Below are 16910 nucleotides of genomic sequence, written 5' to 3' on the forward strand. Positions count from 1 at the left end.
TTTTTTCAATAAGTATTCAGAAGTTTCTAAATCTTATTAAAATATGGTAGTTATTTCCCTTTAGATGTTATAATCACATAAACTAAGTTGGATCAGGAAGGTGTTAAAAATGCTTAATCGTCATAGTTCTACACCACTCTACGAACAAGTTGCACAGCTTATTCAAGAAAAAGTAAATGAAGAAACTTGGCAGGCCGGTAAAAAACTCCCTTCCGAAAGGGAACTTTGCGATCTTTTTGCTGTAAGCCGCATTACCATTCGTCAAGCTATTAAACAATTAGAAGACCAAGGTATTCTTTATAGAACACATGGAGTGGGCACTTTTATTTCACGAAAAACCAAGTTACAACAACCTTTAGAGCAAATCAATAGTTTTCAACAAATGTTAGAACAACAAGGGGTCATTGCTTCAACCAAAATATTAGCAAACAAACAAGTACTCAGTTCTGTCCAAATGGCTAAAATACTTAATCTTCAACCGACCGATTATGTAAGTAATCTTCAGCTCATCGGATACGGTGATGAACAACCAATGGTCTATTATAATAGTTATTTTTCTATACCTGTCGGGCAATCCATCATGCCAAATGCACAAGCAATGGAAACACAAGGTAAACCTTTTTCAACATTGGATCTCTACCCTTTAACAAATACATATCAGCCAACTCACTTAGAACAAACATTTGAAGCACATACAGCAAATAAGGAACTTGCATCTACAATGCAAATTGAAGAAGGTTGGCCCATTTTCCAAGTAACTTCTATCATGTATAAAGATGCTTATCCTTTAGAATATAGGGAAGCCTTCTATCGTGGTGACCAATATCGCTTTTTTATAAAAAGAAAACTGTGAAACCTGCCTAGCCAACTTTTTTGTTGGCTTTTTTTATTTGTTAATTAAATTCTGAATTGACAAATAATTTTATCAGTGTATTATATTGTATTAAGTGGTTATAACAACTTAGCACAAGGAGGAATCTTTATGACAAAAGAACAATTAAGAATCGTTAGTCCGAATGGACATTTAGGATTTGCCCCAACAAAAGAGGAGAGCTTTCGTATTGCAGCTGCTACAAAACCTGATTATTATTGTTGCGATTCAGGAAGCGACGATATTGGAGCTGCCGCTTTAGGTGCAGACCGATCAGTAAGTATGTACCAATGGCAAAAGCATGATCTTGAACTAATGTTGCTCGCCTCACGTGAACAAAATGTACCAATGATTGTCGGTTCTGCGGGTGATTGCGGCACGAAAAGCAGAGTAGATTTATATGTAGAGATTATAAAGGATTTAGCTAAGGAACATCAACTCCCACCTTTCAAGATTGCCTATTTCTACTCTGATGTGGACACTGTATATCTAGCCGATAGAATCAAAGAAGGTACTAGAATAGAAGGTTTAGATAATCGAGAGGATTTAACAAAAGTAGATGTTGAAAAGACAACTAGGGCGGTAGCGGTAGCAGGCATCCACCCTTATATAAAAGCTTTAGAAATGGGGGCAGATGTTATTATTGGTGGCCGCTCAAGCGATTGCGCTGTTTTCGCAGCCCCAGCTATTTTTGAAGGATTTCCAGAGGAACATGCCTATTATTTAGGTAAAGTTCTCGAATGTGCCTCATTTTGTGCAGAACCTTACGGGGCTAAAGAAAGTGTAATTGGTACGATTACACATAATGATGTAAAGGTCACTGCAATGGCACCACATCAAAAATGTACCATTGCTAGCGTTGCGGGCCATGCAATGTATGAGAGGTCAAATCCTTATTTTGAATACTTTGCCGGGGGTATGCTTGACATGACCCATTGCAAGTACGAACAATACGATGAAAAGACAACAAGAATTACAGGGCAAAAATATATACCTATTCAGGGAGACACAAAAATAAAAATAGAAGGCTCTGGTAAAGTCGGCGAAAAATATATTGGCATCGCAGGAGTTCGTGACCCCTATACCATTCAACATATTGATAAAGTCATACAGTTAAGCAAAGAACAAGTAAAAGAAGAATTCCCAACTACAAACTATCATCTGAACTACCGTATATTCGGCAAAAATGGGGTGATGGGTGAAATGGAACCTATTCGAGATATTCAATCACACGAACTCGGCATTGTAGTCGAAGGGATCGCAGACACAAAAGAACTAGCCGAAGCGATTACACTCATGGGCACAAGACAAATCTTCTACGCACGCTTACCAGAAGTAAAGGGAACGGCTGGTACAGCTGCATTTATTGTAGACGAGGTCCTTCCTTCCACCGCTTCTTATTCGTGGACCATTAATCATACTTTACCAGTTAAAGACCCTATGTCCCTTTTCAAACTAAACATTGAAACAATACAAGAAACCATTAAAGTTTAATGAGGAGTGAGAATAGCATGAACACAATACCCTTAGGCGAATTAGCCAAGACCATTCGAAGTAAAAACGCAGGAACCGACCGCATCACATTTGACATTATTTTTCGAGAACAAGAAAACTATGATTTAGTCAAAAAAAGCGGTGTCATAAACAAAGAAAGCATTGCCGCACTCTTCCATATCAACAAAGATCGCATCACTGATTTAGTAGAGTTTGACCCTGCCTACGCCATTAAATTTACAATCAGCAGAACCGCCCCGAGTGGTAGTCCAGGTGAAGGAGATATATTTGGGTGTCAGCAGTATCCTCCTTTGTTGGGGGTAGAGGTGCCGGTGTAAAACTCTTATCTAAACCTTATCAAAAAGGGAGGAGAAATCCTCCTGTTTCTAAGCACCTATCCACTCTGTAATGAGGTATCATACATACTTTTAATAATAAAATTTGCTACTATACCGGTACAGAATATTAAGAGAATGAAAGTAACGATTATTCTCCTAGATTAGATTCAGCATAACTGTTCAAAGATATAACCCTTTTTAAACAATTTTTTCATCAAGAGAAGTTACTTTCTTTGATAAATTATTTTAACCAAGATAAGTAAACCCTCCTCTCATCCTAGTTCTAAAAGTTGGTTATATTATCCTCTTTTTAAATTCCCTTATACTATATCTAAGAAAGCTACATTATCAGATATCCAATGACCTTTTCTTAATATCTCCATTATTCAAAAAAAATACCAAAACCATCATTATTAGTTTTAAAATGTTTGATATCAACATACCAATACAAAAGCCTAATAATCCATACAAATTATAAAATATAAATACTGCTAAAACGGTAATTATTAAATTTGCCCCGCTAATTCCTAATTGCCAATTAATATTCTTAAACCTTAATATAATTGGATTAATTACAGAACTTATTAAACCAACTACAGTAGTTGCAGCTGTAATATATATTAATCGCATCGATTCAGATGCCCACTGCGGATATAGTAAATTTAACATTGGTTCACTGATTACCACAATAATAAAATAACTTACGATGCCTATACCTGTCATTACACTTATAAGTAAGGCAAAGTGTTTTATTTTAAATCCTTGCATTTTAGCAAGATAACTTAACATTACGCTAGTTACAGGTGTTATTAGCCTTGTAATTAATTTACTGAGAACAGTCGCAGTATAATAAACAGATACAGCAGCAGGACCGAGTAATGGAAATAATATAAGCTTATCAGCATATGAAAGAACAGTTTTCATAAAAGTCGATAAAAACAAAATCACAGCTTTGTATGAAGTCTTTTTAAATAAGATCGTAGTAGTAAAGCCTTCCTTTAACAGGTTTGATTTCAAAATAATATATAAAAGACTAAAAAGAGCTCCTACAATATAAATAAATTGCCAGTACTCATATATATAGAAAAGAAGCAAACCAAATAAATAACCTATACCTAAAATAATATTATTTACCAAAATTCCTTTATAATTTAGAGTTAATCTAAAACTTACTATGAGGTATTCCCTAACTAAATTCAAACAAGAAATTCCCCAAATTAGTACTATATTTATAAAAGAAGAGTGTGCCTCATAATATATTGTTCCAAAAATAACTAAAATTGAATTTATAATAATGCTATTAACTAGTAAAATATTAAAATCACCGCTGAGTCTATTCTTTTGATAGTCCTCATTTACGAGTAATCTTACATTATTTAGCACATTACCAAGTGGATGGCTTAGTAGAGTTGTTAAACTGACCAGTGTTACCATTAAACCATACTTAGTATCTCCTAATATTGTTCCTATAATAGGCAATATTATTAATTGAAGAATTATTAATGGTAGTGAAGTTGCAATTATATTCAGTATAGAATCATAAATTATCTTTTTTTTCATAGAGGGATACTCCTTAAAATATACACAATTGTTAAATTAATTTCATTTAACAATGATCATAAAATACTGTATAATACCAACCAATAGACTTTAACCCCCCCTAAATTATTCCTTTTGGATCCCTTTACCATTCTTTTGGAAAAATAGAAAGGAGAAGATAAAAAAGAACATTAAACCATGTGTTATTAATAAAGTTTCAAAGAATGAGGTATTAATAATATAAATATAAACGAATATTATCCCAAAATAACTATTTGTGAAATTCAACTTCCTAAGGAAAATTAAAATCATCATAAAAATTAAAGAGAATATTATCACACCAAGTATTCCAAAGCTAATAAACCCTTCTACGAATATACCAGTATTAGCATTTAGCCCCTCTCTACCCATTACATATTCACCAATATAACGACTAATAGACATATTATTATGAGTTCCAGTTAAAATAGAGTAAATATCTGAATGAGTGTAATAGGTATAATTACCATTAAAGTATTTATAGTATATGTCAAATAGACTCGCAGGCGAAATAAATAATCTCCTAATATAATCATTAATTATAGTGGAATTAAAAATATAGAAAGACACAAAACCTACAACATTAATCCAAAGAATTAAATGAAGGAATCTTCTTTCCTTCGCTTGATAGGTTCCTTTAATAAAGAAAGCTGCGCAAAGTATACCAAAAAAAATACTTTTAACTGCACCATTAAGTAAAAACATTGAAATCAAACAAAGTAAAGAAATAGTGATTAATAACTTTCGCTTTTTTATAATCCCATACACGAATAAAAATGGTAGTACTACTCTAGATAAAGGTGAGAATAGATAACCTAATATCCCTCTATCATATTGGCGCATTTCTTCCCGCGTCGAATATATGTCAATTAATAATAGATTACTTAGATTGACCGTACTTATATATCTAAAAAAGGGAACTACAGTAATTATTATCAATGCAACTATAAAAATCCTAGTGATTTTATCATTTAAATCGATTACCGTTCTTTTAATAGTTCGATTGCCATCAATCTTATCTGCAATAAAAATAACGATTAAAGGAACCGTCATACACAGAAGAACTACAAATGCAGAATCATTATAAATATAATTAATTGATTGTCCAAAATAATAAAGAATAATAGTTACACTATAAATTATCTTATAGTAATCTCGCTTTATAAAGATTGATAAATTTATTAATATTATTGTTAGTAAAAGACTAATAAATAGTTTATTAAAAGAAAAATAGTTATCAGTATAGCCTAGATAACTAAAAACATCAGCTATTACATAATAATAATTAAGTAATAGAAATATATAGATAAAGCTTAATAAAATAACCGATTTAATACTTCTATTAAAGATATAAGGATTTGACTTTGAACCTTGACTAAACATATTTTTCCTCAATCCGTTACTAAAAATTTATTACCCGAAGAGAATTATTAGGGATGTTATATTTTATACACTTTATATATTTTCAAAACATAACTAATATTAATCTGAGCTGATCTACACCAATAAATTAGGTTGATTTTCTAACCTAAATTTGTTACCTAATATAACTTTAATTGTTAATAATATTTGAATAAACATTATTGTATTCCTGCTCAATAAATTCCCATTTAAATTTATGCGATAAATTTAAACAGTTCTTAGAGATTACATCATATTTATTTATAATTGAAGTAATCTTCTGAGCTATGTCTTCTGGAGAACTAGGGTTTACTGAATTACCAACTAGACCTTCTTCAAATTGACCATCAAACCCTTGGCCCTTGGAATATACTACAGGCAGTCCCTGACTTATTGCTTCTGCATATACTAAACCAAAACTTTCATGTATTGACGGCATAACAAAAATATCGTTATTCCTATATATTTTTAATAAATCTTCTCTTGACATAGCCCCCAAATACTTAACAAAAGGTAAGTCTTTAATCTCTTTATAAATTGTTTCATCCTCAACCTTACCAACAATTGTAAAAGAAACTTCAAAACCTTCTCTGATTAAAATCTCAATTGATTTAATAGTTGCGGAAATATTTTTATTTTTATTGATTTTTCCGACATAAATCAAATTTATTTTTTTATTATTTAAAAGCATTTTATTTCCTGTTTTATTGTCAAACCAGAAGTCTTCAATTCCATTTGGAATTACAATAGACCTACTTTTGAGCTGCTCTTTGAGATCTTCAGGAATATAGTTATCAATAATATAATTTCGATATCCTATAGAAAGGAATATTACTTTTTCAGCTTTTCTTAAAATATCTATACCTAGTTTTCTTAAATGAACCATATATTTAAAAAAAGTATATACATCTGTATTTCTAACTGCTACAACATATGGTATTTTATAATTTTCATATATTTTTTTAGCTATATATCCATTGGAAAATAAAGAATGTGCATGAATTAACTCATAATTATCTACATCTAATTTTCGAATAATATCCTTATATATCTTAGAATGTTTCAACCGAAATATATACCTATCATTCCTTCCGTGATTAGAACTAATAGTTGTATATTCACCTAGATCTAAATTAGATACATTCGTAGAATAATTAACGGGTACATATACTTTTACGTCAATTCCTTTTTCAACCTGCTTATTATATAAATTTTTATAAAATCTACTTCCATTAAAATATGAATTAATATGCAGTACCTTCATATTGAGCTCCTTATAATTAAGAATTATAAACTCCAGTAAGAATAATCTTTTTCTTGTAATTCCGCTTTATCTAAAATACTCTTAACATCAATAATTATTTTTTCTTTATTTGGTAAATCCATAAACATTCCGTCAATCTGCCCTGCAGTCATATCTTTAAAATAATCGTGACCAACAGCAAATACAACACAATCAGCATCATTTATCATATCAAATGGAACTAAATCTACTCCGTATTCTCGTTTTGCTTCTGTAGGATCAGCATAAGGATCAACAATAACTGGATCGATTTCATATTCATTTAGTCTATTTATAATATCCTCAACTTTGGAATTTCTAGTATCTGGACAGTTCTCTTTAAATGTAACACCAAGAATTACTACCTTGGATTGTTTAACAACTTTATTAGTTTGAATTAATTTTTTTATTATTACATCCGCAACAAATGAACCCATACCATCATTTATTTGTCGACCTGATAAAATAATCTGTGAGTGATAACCAAGTCTTTCTGCTTCGTAAATAAAATAGTAAGGATCTACTCCAATACAATGCCCTCCAACTAATCCGGGTTGGAATTTTAGAGCATTCCATTTAGTATTCATTGCTTCTACAACCTCTTGCGTATCTATACCCATACGATCAAAAACAATAGCTAGCTCATTCATAAATGCAATATTTATATCACGTTGACTATTCTCAACAACCTTTGCTGCTTCAGCCACTTTAATAGAACCGGCACGATGTACTCCAACCTCTACAACTAGCTCATAAACTTTAGCAATTTCCTCTAAAGACTCATAATCCATCCCCGAAACAATCTTTGTAATATTATCTAACCGATGTACTTTATCACCAGGGTTAATACGCTCTGGAGAATACCCTACTTTAAAGTCAACACCACACTTAAGACCGGACTCTCTTTCTAAAATAGGAATACATATGTCCTCAGTAACTCCCGGATACACTGTGGACTCATATACTACAATTGAGCCTTTTGTAAGATTTTTTCCTATTGTTATACTCACACCTTCTATTGGACTCAAATCAGGCGTCTTATCAGCATTTATTGGAGTGGGAACAGCCACAACATGAAACTTTGCCTCTTGCAGCTTAGTTGAATCAGATGTGAATTCAACTGTTGTCTGCCTAATAACCTCATCACCAACTTCCTTCGTAGGATCTATTCCATTCTTGTACTGTTCAATTTTATTAGTATTCAAGTCAAATCCTATAACATTAACCTTATTTGCAAATGCGACGGCAATTGGCATACCTACATAACCCAATCCAACGACTGCAATTTTTTCCTCTTTATTAACTATTTTTTCGTATAAACTCATTTGAATATTCCTCTCTTCCATTTACATCTTCAATAATATTAATCAGTTTTTCTGTTAATCTATTAAAGTCAAATTGATAGGCAGCTTCACGAGCATTTTTCCCCATCAAAATATTTTTTTCATCATCACTACAGGCTTCAATTATTACCTTTGCAATCTCTTCTGCACTTTGTACAGGTGCACTAATTCCACAATTAAATTTACTACAAATACTATAACCAGTCGTATATGTTTGAACAATACACTTCCCAGCTGCTAAATACTCGAAAAATTTATTCTGGCTTTGGCCATACTTATCAAGCGAAGTACTTGAATTATGAAGTATATTTATATAAGACTTCTTAAGTATTGACGGTACATATTTCTTTTCAACTCTTCCTTTAAATATAACGTTATGTATATTTTCTTCTTCACATCGCTTTTTAAGTGCTTCACTTTCATCACCAGAACCAAATATTAGAAATCTAATATCCTTTCTTCCTTCATTTTGAATTATCTTAGCAGTGTCTATTAGCATTCCGATATTATTAACTTTCCTTATAGAACCAGCATAAACAACATTTTTATAGTCGTGGCAATCTAGATCTGAGTCAGTGATTTTATAAAATTTACTATTTTTGTCAAAGGTATCAATAACCACACCATTACTTATATGATTAACCTTTTCTAATTCTATCTGATTTTCCCATCCTTGATCAGTTATATATTCAATGCCACCCTCCCATGTCATAATAATAGAGTCAGCTTTTATATATATCCATTTTTCACCTTGATATAACATTTTGGCAATAAGACTATTTCTTTTTAAAGCACCGTACGCTACAATACTTTCTGGCCATAAATCTCTCACTTCACAAATACATGGAATATTAAGACTTTTGGCTATTTTTATACCCGCTACAAGGGTAAGAGGGTGAACACTAGAAGCTAAAATAACATCTGGTTTTCCATATGTTTTTATATATTCCTTTACAACTGGAAAGAGATTTCTGTAGAAAGAAATCATATTATTAACACGATGAATACCATTTTTTTTATAGGGTGAAGTTTTTACAAATACAAAAGGAATGCCATCAGACTCTTTAATTGCGTATTTACTACTCTCTAGTTCTATAATTTCATCACTATTATGCCTTGTATTAGCACAAAAAACGGTAGGCTTATAACCCCTTTTAATAAGATTTTCTGCAAGCCAATAATGCCGCCCACCTTTATTATAGAAATGATTATTAGCATAATGATTCATTATCCAAACATTCTTTTTCATAATACAATTTCCTATCCTTTTACTATTTTTATGAAATTATTACTTCATTAAACTTCAACATATGAATACCTTCTTCATAATTATCAATTGTATCTACATTTACATTTCCACACATATTATTAATAATCATCTTTGGCACATTTACTCCACATCCATATGCATGAGGGTAGCCTCCACCAAAACGAGGGTTTACTTCAGAGATATAATATTCTCCATCAACTTTAAAAATATCAATATCAATAATGCCTTTAAATCCATACTCTTTTACGAACTTCCTAATTAATTCTAATAGCTGCTCATCCTTAATTGAAACTGATTTGTCAGTTTCACCAGCCCTCATCTTAATTTTTTCTTTTATAAATATCGCAACTGGTTCACTAGAAATCATATCGATATAAACATCAGCACCGTATTCAATACCATTCATGAACTCTTGAATCATTAGATTATCAAATCTACTAAATAGCAATTCGATTTCTTCTTTCGACGTTACTTTACTTATATTAATACTTGCACTACCTCGCACTGGCTTAACAAAAACTGGATAGTTAATAATTCCTGCTTCCACGTCACTGTAGAACTGCTCTTTATCTATATAACTCTTTACAGTTGCTAATCCATTCTGAACTAAGAATTGAAACATCTTATATTTGTCAAAACACATTTCAACCACATCAGATTCTGAGACGATAGGAACTGTACCATTATCCAGAAAAGACTGTTTGTGTTCTGCAAGAAGACATAGTTCAGGATCAATTAATGATAGGACTGCTTTAATCTTATTCTCTCTGCAGATAGAGAGAATCGCATCTAAATATCCTTCATCATTCATTTTAGGAACTATAAAGTGTTTATCAGCCTCATATAAGGCTGGTGCTAAATCACTGCAATCCGTGGCTATTACAAGTCCTCTACCATCTAACTCCTTTTTAAAATACTGCACAATTTTGTTTCTAGTACCACAGCTTAATAAAAGTATGTTTAAATCATCGCTCATCATTTAAATCCTCCAATTTATCAAAAAACAATGGTGTCCCACCCGTATGAATAAATAGTATCTTCTTATCCGTAATATAATTCTTTTTGATATACTCTTTCATGCCCCAAAAAGCTTTACCAGTGTAAGTTGTATCCATTGGGATACCATCATTAATTAGAACATCCCTAACAGTTTGTAATATTTTGTCGTTATAAGAACCATATCCATCAAGCACATAATCGTCTATAAATGCTATAGCCTCAGATTTGATTAGATCTTTATCCTGGCACAACAAATAACTATTCACACTATCCAGAACAAATTTACTACCATAAGGATTTTTTCGTGCATTGCTAATTCCAATAATTTCTCTTTCATCACCATGTAGAATTTTCCCACATACAAGTCCGGCTTGTGTCGTTCCTGTTCCAGTTGTGTGAAAAATATAATCAAAATACATGCTTGTTAACTTTTCATAATCTAGAATTTCTTCATATGCATTAATATAAGACTGTGTCCCAATATCCCCATGGCCTCCCCCTTGAATAAAATATGGTTTGTAGCCTTTTGCTTTTAATTCGTCCATTTTGCTTTCAATCATGTTACTTACTTGAGATACTGGACACTTCGTAACAAAGGCACCAAACAATTTAATCATTTTACTATTAGAGGTTGGATAACTTGATTCAGTTGGTGCAATGATATGGCATGGAATACCTTTTGCAGCTGCGATATTTGCTATCACTCTACAATGATTTGAACTGCTGCTACCATACGTAACTACACAATCTGACCTTTCTAAGATTAAATCTTCGAAAAATAGAACTGCTTTTCTTGCCTTATTTCCTCCAAATGAAATGGGGAGAAGGTCGTCTCGCTTAATATAAAATGCATTGTTATTAAGATTTTCACTTAAACTTTGAATTGGTGTTGCTTGATAGTTAACTAAATCCAATTTTTGATCCACCTACATTACGAATATAGTTTTCTATATCCAAGTTATATACATATCTATCTATATATTTTCCGTCATAAGATAGATGATTTCTTAGTAATCTATCTTTTCCAAAGCCACTTTTTTCAAAGAGTTTTTGAGCACGAACATTATCTACTTCTGTATAAAGATATATCATATAAAGTCCAATTTCTTTATAAGCCTTTTTAATTATAAGATCCGTTGCAACTTTAGCTATACCCTTACCTTTAAATTTCTCTCCTCCAAGACAAATATAAAATTCAGCTTCTTTACTATTCAAGTCAATATTCAGTAACCCAATTAATCCAGCGGGTTCTCCAGCATGTGTAATAGTATAATCGACCCTATCATTTCTACCTTCAAGAGATTTGAACCATTGAAGAGTTTTATCTTCCCTTAGAGGTAAATCATAATGCAGGTACTTATTATTGTTATCATCATTTATCCATTTCACCTTATATGGTATATCCACTTCTTGAAATTTCCGAATGGCAATCTCCATATTATAACCCCTCACAATTTAATTAATATTAGATGATTTCTCTGTCCCTTTTACATTGTTATGAGTATATATACTTTCACGTTTGAATAGCTTCTGCAGTGTCTTAAAAAGAATCTTAATGTCTAACCAAATATTAAACGCTTCAATATACTTAACATCGATCGGAATTCGTTCATCCCATGATACAGAATTTCTGACAGTGACCTGTGTTAAACCAGTCATACCAGGCTTCATTTCGAATCGTCTTCGTTGAAAATCACTATATTCTACAAATTTATATGGATGATGAAGTACGGGAGGTCTCGGGCCAACCAAACTCATATCACCAGTAACAACATTCCAAAGTTGAGGAAGTTCATCCAAGCTTGTGGCACGAAGTAATTTTCCGATTTTTGTAATTCGGTTATCACTTTCAGTTTTCACAAATAAACCTGAGCCAATTTTTTCAGCATTAACAACCATCGTTCTGAACTTTAAAATCTTAAAAACTCTACCATCTTTGCCGAGTCGTTCTTGTTTAAAAAACACTGGACCTTTGGAAGTCAACTTAATAGATATTGTAATAATAAGTAGAATTGGGGAAATAATGATTACACCTATTAAGCTTCCAAAGAAATCTATCATACGTTTGACAAATAAATTTAATACACGCATTGTTTATCTCCACAACCCCTTAACAACCCTTACAACTATTTCCATATCATCATCCGTCATCTTCGTATCAGATGGCAAACATACACCATTCTCAAACAAATTCTCCGATACACCATGACCAACAAAATTAAATTTCTCAAAGAAAGGCTGCATATGCATAGGTTTCCATACTGGTCTTGACTCGATGTTTTCAGCTTCTAATGCCTCAAATATATCAATAGGCCTTACTTTACTAGACAATGATATCGAGCTTAACCAATAATTTGGTTGATTCCAATCATTACTAGGCATGAATTCAATACCTTCAAGACCACCGAGTTCTCTCTTATAAAATTCAAAAATATATTTTTTCTTCTCAACCCTCTGATTCAACACCTTAAGCTGCCCTCTACCAATCCCAGCAACAACATTACTCATCCGATAATTAAATCCTAATTCACTATGTTGATAGTGACTCGCTTGATCACGGGATTGAGTGGCCCAAAATCTTGCCTTAGCAATTCTCTCTTCATTATTCGAAACAAGCATTCCACCCCCGGAAGTTGTGATAATCTTGTTTCCATTAAAAGAGAAGATGCCATAGTCACCGAAAGTTCCAGTATGCTTACCTTTATAGTAAGTACCTAAAGACTCAGCAGCATCTTCAATAACAGCTACGTTATGTTTCTTACAAATCTCCATAATTTCGTCCATATCTGCCGACAAACCATATAGATGAACAACAATTACCGCCTTCACTTCTGGATACTTTTCAAATGCTTCTTCCAAAGCTTTCGGACTCATATTCCAAGTTTCGTAATCACTATCAATAAAAACAGGAATTGCATTTTGATAGATGATTGGATTTGCAGTAGCTGAGAAGGTAAGTGTTGGACAGAAAACAATATCCCCTTCTCCAACTCCTGCCGCTTTAAGAGCTAAGTGAATAGCAGCTGTTCCTGAAGACAGTGCTGCAGCAGCTTTAGAACCAACTTTCTGAGCAAGCTCTCTTTCAAATCCATTAACATTTTCCCCAAGGGGAGCAATCCAGTTTGTATCAAAAGCTTCCTTTATATATTGCATTTCATAACCTTCTTCACTCATATGTGGTGAAGAGAGAAATATTCTTTCTTTCACTTTTGTCGACTCCATCATCTAGACTTCCTTCCCTTGTTAAGTTAAATATTAGTAAATTAGTACTTAATTAGAATTAGCTATTTTTCCATTCCAACCAACTACTAACCCACTAAACATTATTTAATCCGAAAAACACCTTGGAAAAGCTATTCAATCAATCTCTATTTCTTACAAATAGAATAAACGGGCATCCAACCCCACCTCACACCACACTACCGACAACCAAGTGTCTAAGGTTGATCTCAACCCACAGCATAACCGAGTGCCTTCATTGATAAAGGTTAGAAGACATCACCTTTTTCGTTTCTTTGATCGTTTTTTATTAAAAAAATCCGAGAATCTACTATTATAAAGTGCTGTTTTTGTGTTCGTTTAATTTTTCGTCTAGGAAGGTTAGTAGTTCTGGTTGTAGTGCTTTGTTTTTGAGTGCCATTTCGATGGTTGTTTTGATGAATCCTAGTTTTTCGCCGACGTCATGGCGCCTGCCTTCGAAGTCGTAGGCGAAGACGCGTTGGATTTGATTTAATTCCTGGATGGCGTCGGTTAGTTGGATTTCACCGCCTGCTCCTCGTTGTTGTTTTTCAAGGAACAGGAAGATTTCTGGCGTGAGCACATATCTTCCCATGATGGCTAGATTAGAAGGAGCCGTTCCTTCTGCTGGTTTTTCAACAAAGTGATTGACTTGGTAGCGACGATTGCTTTGTATCGCCGGGTCAATAATGCCATAACGATGCGTTTCTTCCATTGGGACAGTTTGCACACCGATGATGGAGGAAAGGGTTTGATCGTATTCATTGATGAGCTGTTTCAGACATGGTGTTTCTGCTTCAACAATATCGTCACCAAGAAGGACAGCGAATGGTTCGTCGCCGATGAATTTGCGGGCACACCAAACAGCATGTCCTAGCCCTTTCGGTTCTTTTTGGCGAATATAGTGAATATCGACTTTCGAAGGCTCTTTCACTTTTTCGAGCAAGTCGAATTTTTGTTTCTGTAACAAGTTTTCTTCTAGTTCATAGGAATGGTCGAAGTGATCCTCGATCGCTCTTTTGCCTTTTCCAGTGACGATAATAATGTCTTCAATACCTGATGCCACTGCTTCTTCGACGATGTATTGTATCGTTGGTTTATCGACGATCGGCAACATCTCTTTTGGCATCGCTTTTGTGACAGGTAGAAATCTTGTACCTAAGCCTGCTGCAGGGATAATCGCTTTTTTTACTTTTTTCATTTCCACCACTCCTCATTTATTCGACTAGAGATAACATTTTATTCTTTCTACGATTAGCTAGATTCACGACAAACTCGCTGATTTCTTGCTGGTTCATTTTTGTAAATTCACTGATTAGATATTGTATTTCGTTCTCTTGTTCTAAGATGGCTTTGCCAATGAAGATTTTTGGGAAAACGGCCTCATCATGCACTTCTTTCTCGCCTAATAGTTCTTCATACATTTTTTCACCAGGGCGTATACCTGTATAACTGATTCCTATATCCTCAATATTATATCCGGATAGTTGGATTAAATTTTTGGCAAGGTCTACAATTTTTACCGGTTGTCCCATATCAAGAACGAAGATTTCTCCGCCTTTTGCCAAAGAACCTGCTTGTAAAACCAATCTCGATGCTTCGGGTATGGTCATGAAATATCGGGTCATTTCTGGGTGTGTCACCGTTACTGGACCACCTTGTTGAATCTGTTTCTTAAATAAAGGAATCACACTTCCTCGGCTACCAAGGACATTACCGAATCGTACGGCAACAAATTTCGTTTGGCTCTGTTGATCAAGCTGTTGCACGATCATCTCAGCGATTCGTTTTGTCGACCCCATGACATTCGTTGGATTTACTGCTTTGTCTGATGAAATCATGACGAAGGTGCCAACTGAAAACGTATCGGCGGCCTCAGCCACATTTCGTGTTCCTAAAATGTTGTTTTTTACTGCCTCTTTTGGGTTGAATTCCATTAGTGGCACATGTTTATGTGCAGCTGCATGATAGATGACGTCAGGCTGATGGATCTCCATGATTTCAAAGATGCGATCGCGGTCTTGAATATCAGCAATGATCGGCACGATTTCGATTGTTTGTTCATACATTTTTCTTAGCTCGATATCAATTTGGTAAATCGAGTTTTCCCCGTGACCAAGGAGAAGAATTTTACTTGGTGAAAATTTGCATATTTGCCTTGATACTTCAGAGCCAATGGAACCACCTGCACCCGTAACGAGCACGACTTTATTGGTTATTTTTTTTGAAATGCTCTCCATATCTAATTGAACTGGATCTCTGCCTAGTAAATCCTCCACTTGTACATCACGGAATTGATTAACAGATAGATTACCGACCATAATGTCTTCAATTCTTGGCATGATAACGGTCTTGGCACTCGTTTGTGCACAAGCTTCAAAGATTACTTGCATTTCTTCTTTTTTTAAAGAAGGGATTGCGATTATAATCTTATCAATCAGCAAGGTGTCTACCTTTTCGATGATTTGATGAGACTGACCAACGACAGGCACATTATGTATTTGCAGCTTATATTTCGTTCGATTATCATCGATAAAGGCAACCGGCAATATTCCGGTTTCTGGGTGATTCTTTAACTGTTTAACAAGCATTGTACCAGCAGCACCTGCGCCAATAATTAGTGCTCGTTCCATTTGGTTTTGTGGCTTAATGTATCGATCACGATAAATACGCCAAGAAAATCTTGATCCACCAATCAGGAGGACATGTAACATCCAAGTCATAATCATGGCACGATAGCCCACATGACCTACTAGCAGTTGTTGAAGAATAATCGTAACGACGATGGAGAAAGTTACTGCTCTGACAATAGCAAGTAGCTCTCCGATACTAGCGTACTCCCAAGCTTTATCATATAACTTATAAATAAAAGCAAATACGTGATGACTCACGAGTAGGCTAATAGACGTTACGAGTAATAATTTAGAACTTAATAACTGCAAACTAGGATGCAAAGTAAAATAACTTATATATATAGCTGATAGCACAATGATAGAATCAAGTGCCACCCAAAAAGTCATCCTTTTTTGATAAGTCATTAGCCATCTCCCTCTTACCTAAATGATTTCTTCTTTAGGATCGGGCCTACTTATTATGT

15 protein-coding genes are annotated in these 16910 nt (G+C 33.7%); 3 read left to right on the top strand and 12 right to left on the bottom strand.

The genetic code is table 11. The features are described 5' to 3' along the window. Positions 1 to 109 precede the first annotated feature (109 nt). From LG276_RS21375 to LG276_RS21385, 3 genes are all read left to right on the top strand, one after another. Positions 110 to 853: a GntR family transcriptional regulator gene (locus LG276_RS21375; RefSeq protein ID WP_251162263.1), complete on the top strand. Its 744-nt coding sequence runs from the start codon at positions 110 to 112 to the stop codon at positions 851 to 853. Positions 854 to 982: 129 nt separating this feature from the next. Next, positions 983 to 2365 carry an acyclic terpene utilization AtuA family protein gene (locus LG276_RS21380; RefSeq protein WP_224936680.1) on the top strand — a complete coding sequence of 461 codons (1383 nt, stop codon included), beginning with the start codon at positions 983 to 985 and terminating at the stop codon, positions 2363 to 2365. 17 nt (positions 2366 to 2382) lie between these two features. Beyond that, positions 2383 to 2703, top strand: coding sequence for a DUF4387 domain-containing protein (locus LG276_RS21385; protein ID WP_224936681.1), 321 nt, complete (start codon positions 2383 to 2385; stop codon positions 2701 to 2703). Positions 2704 to 3051: 348 nt separating this feature from the next. Here the strand turns inward: LG276_RS21385 and LG276_RS21390 are convergent, their stop codons facing one another. The 12 genes from LG276_RS21390 to LG276_RS21445 form a co-directional block, all read right to left on the bottom strand. Continuing rightward, positions 3052 to 4263 carry a hypothetical protein gene (locus LG276_RS21390; protein ID WP_404292786.1) on the bottom strand — a complete coding sequence of 404 codons (1212 nt, stop codon included), beginning with the start codon at positions 4261 to 4263 and terminating at the stop codon, positions 3052 to 3054. 105 nt (positions 4264 to 4368) lie between these two features. Next, positions 4369 to 5664, bottom strand: coding sequence for an O-antigen polymerase (locus LG276_RS21395; RefSeq protein WP_404292788.1), 1296 nt, complete (start codon positions 5662 to 5664; stop codon positions 4369 to 4371). A 169-nt stretch (positions 5665 to 5833) separates the two neighbouring features. Beyond that, positions 5834 to 6946, bottom strand: coding sequence for a glycosyltransferase family 4 protein (locus tag LG276_RS21400; protein ID WP_404292790.1), 1113 nt, complete (start codon positions 6944 to 6946; stop codon positions 5834 to 5836). Positions 6947 to 6969: 23 nt separating this feature from the next. Continuing rightward, positions 6970 to 8289, bottom strand: a complete 1320-nt coding sequence (locus LG276_RS21405) for a nucleotide sugar dehydrogenase (protein ID WP_404292792.1) — start codon at positions 8287 to 8289, stop codon at positions 6970 to 6972. Next, entirely contained in the window at positions 8264 to 9556 is a 1293-nt protein-coding gene (locus LG276_RS21410; protein ID WP_404292794.1) for a glycosyltransferase family 4 protein, read from the bottom strand. The genes LG276_RS21405 and LG276_RS21410 overlap by 26 nt, the downstream gene beginning before the upstream one ends. Positions 9557 to 9584: 28 nt before the next feature. Beyond that, positions 9585 to 10553: an ATP-grasp domain-containing protein gene (locus tag LG276_RS21415; protein ID WP_404292796.1), complete on the bottom strand. Its 969-nt coding sequence runs from the start codon at positions 10551 to 10553 to the stop codon at positions 9585 to 9587. Next, entirely contained in the window at positions 10543 to 11490 is a 948-nt protein-coding gene (locus LG276_RS21420) for a 1-aminocyclopropane-1-carboxylate deaminase/D-cysteine desulfhydrase (protein ID WP_404292798.1), read from the bottom strand. The genes LG276_RS21415 and LG276_RS21420 overlap by 11 nt, the downstream gene beginning before the upstream one ends. After that, positions 11477 to 12013 (bottom strand): GNAT family N-acetyltransferase, encoded by a 537-nt coding sequence (locus tag LG276_RS21425; RefSeq protein WP_404292800.1) that lies wholly within the window; start codon positions 12011 to 12013, stop codon positions 11477 to 11479. The genes LG276_RS21420 and LG276_RS21425 overlap by 14 nt, the downstream gene beginning before the upstream one ends. A gap of 18 nt (positions 12014 to 12031) precedes the next feature. Further along, positions 12032 to 12667 (bottom strand): sugar transferase, encoded by a 636-nt coding sequence (locus LG276_RS21430; protein WP_404292802.1) that lies wholly within the window; start codon positions 12665 to 12667, stop codon positions 12032 to 12034. Between the two features lie 3 nt (positions 12668 to 12670). Beyond that, positions 12671 to 13783 carry a DegT/DnrJ/EryC1/StrS family aminotransferase gene (locus LG276_RS21435; protein ID WP_404294469.1) on the bottom strand — a complete coding sequence of 371 codons (1113 nt, stop codon included), beginning with the start codon at positions 13781 to 13783 and terminating at the stop codon, positions 12671 to 12673. Positions 13784 to 14129: 346 nt separating this feature from the next. Then, a complete protein-coding gene (gene galU, locus LG276_RS21440; RefSeq protein ID WP_404292804.1) occupies positions 14130 to 15014 on the bottom strand; it encodes a UTP--glucose-1-phosphate uridylyltransferase GalU in 885 nt (294 codons plus the stop codon). A 16-nt stretch (positions 15015 to 15030) separates the two neighbouring features. Then, positions 15031 to 16851 (bottom strand): polysaccharide biosynthesis protein, encoded by a 1821-nt coding sequence (locus tag LG276_RS21445; RefSeq protein WP_404292806.1) that lies wholly within the window; start codon positions 16849 to 16851, stop codon positions 15031 to 15033. Between the last annotated feature and the right edge of the window lie 59 nt (positions 16852 to 16910).

The organism is Cytobacillus kochii, assembly GCF_044790165.1.
Lineage (GTDB): Bacteria > Bacillota > Bacilli > Bacillales > Cytobacillaceae > Cytobacillus > Cytobacillus kochii.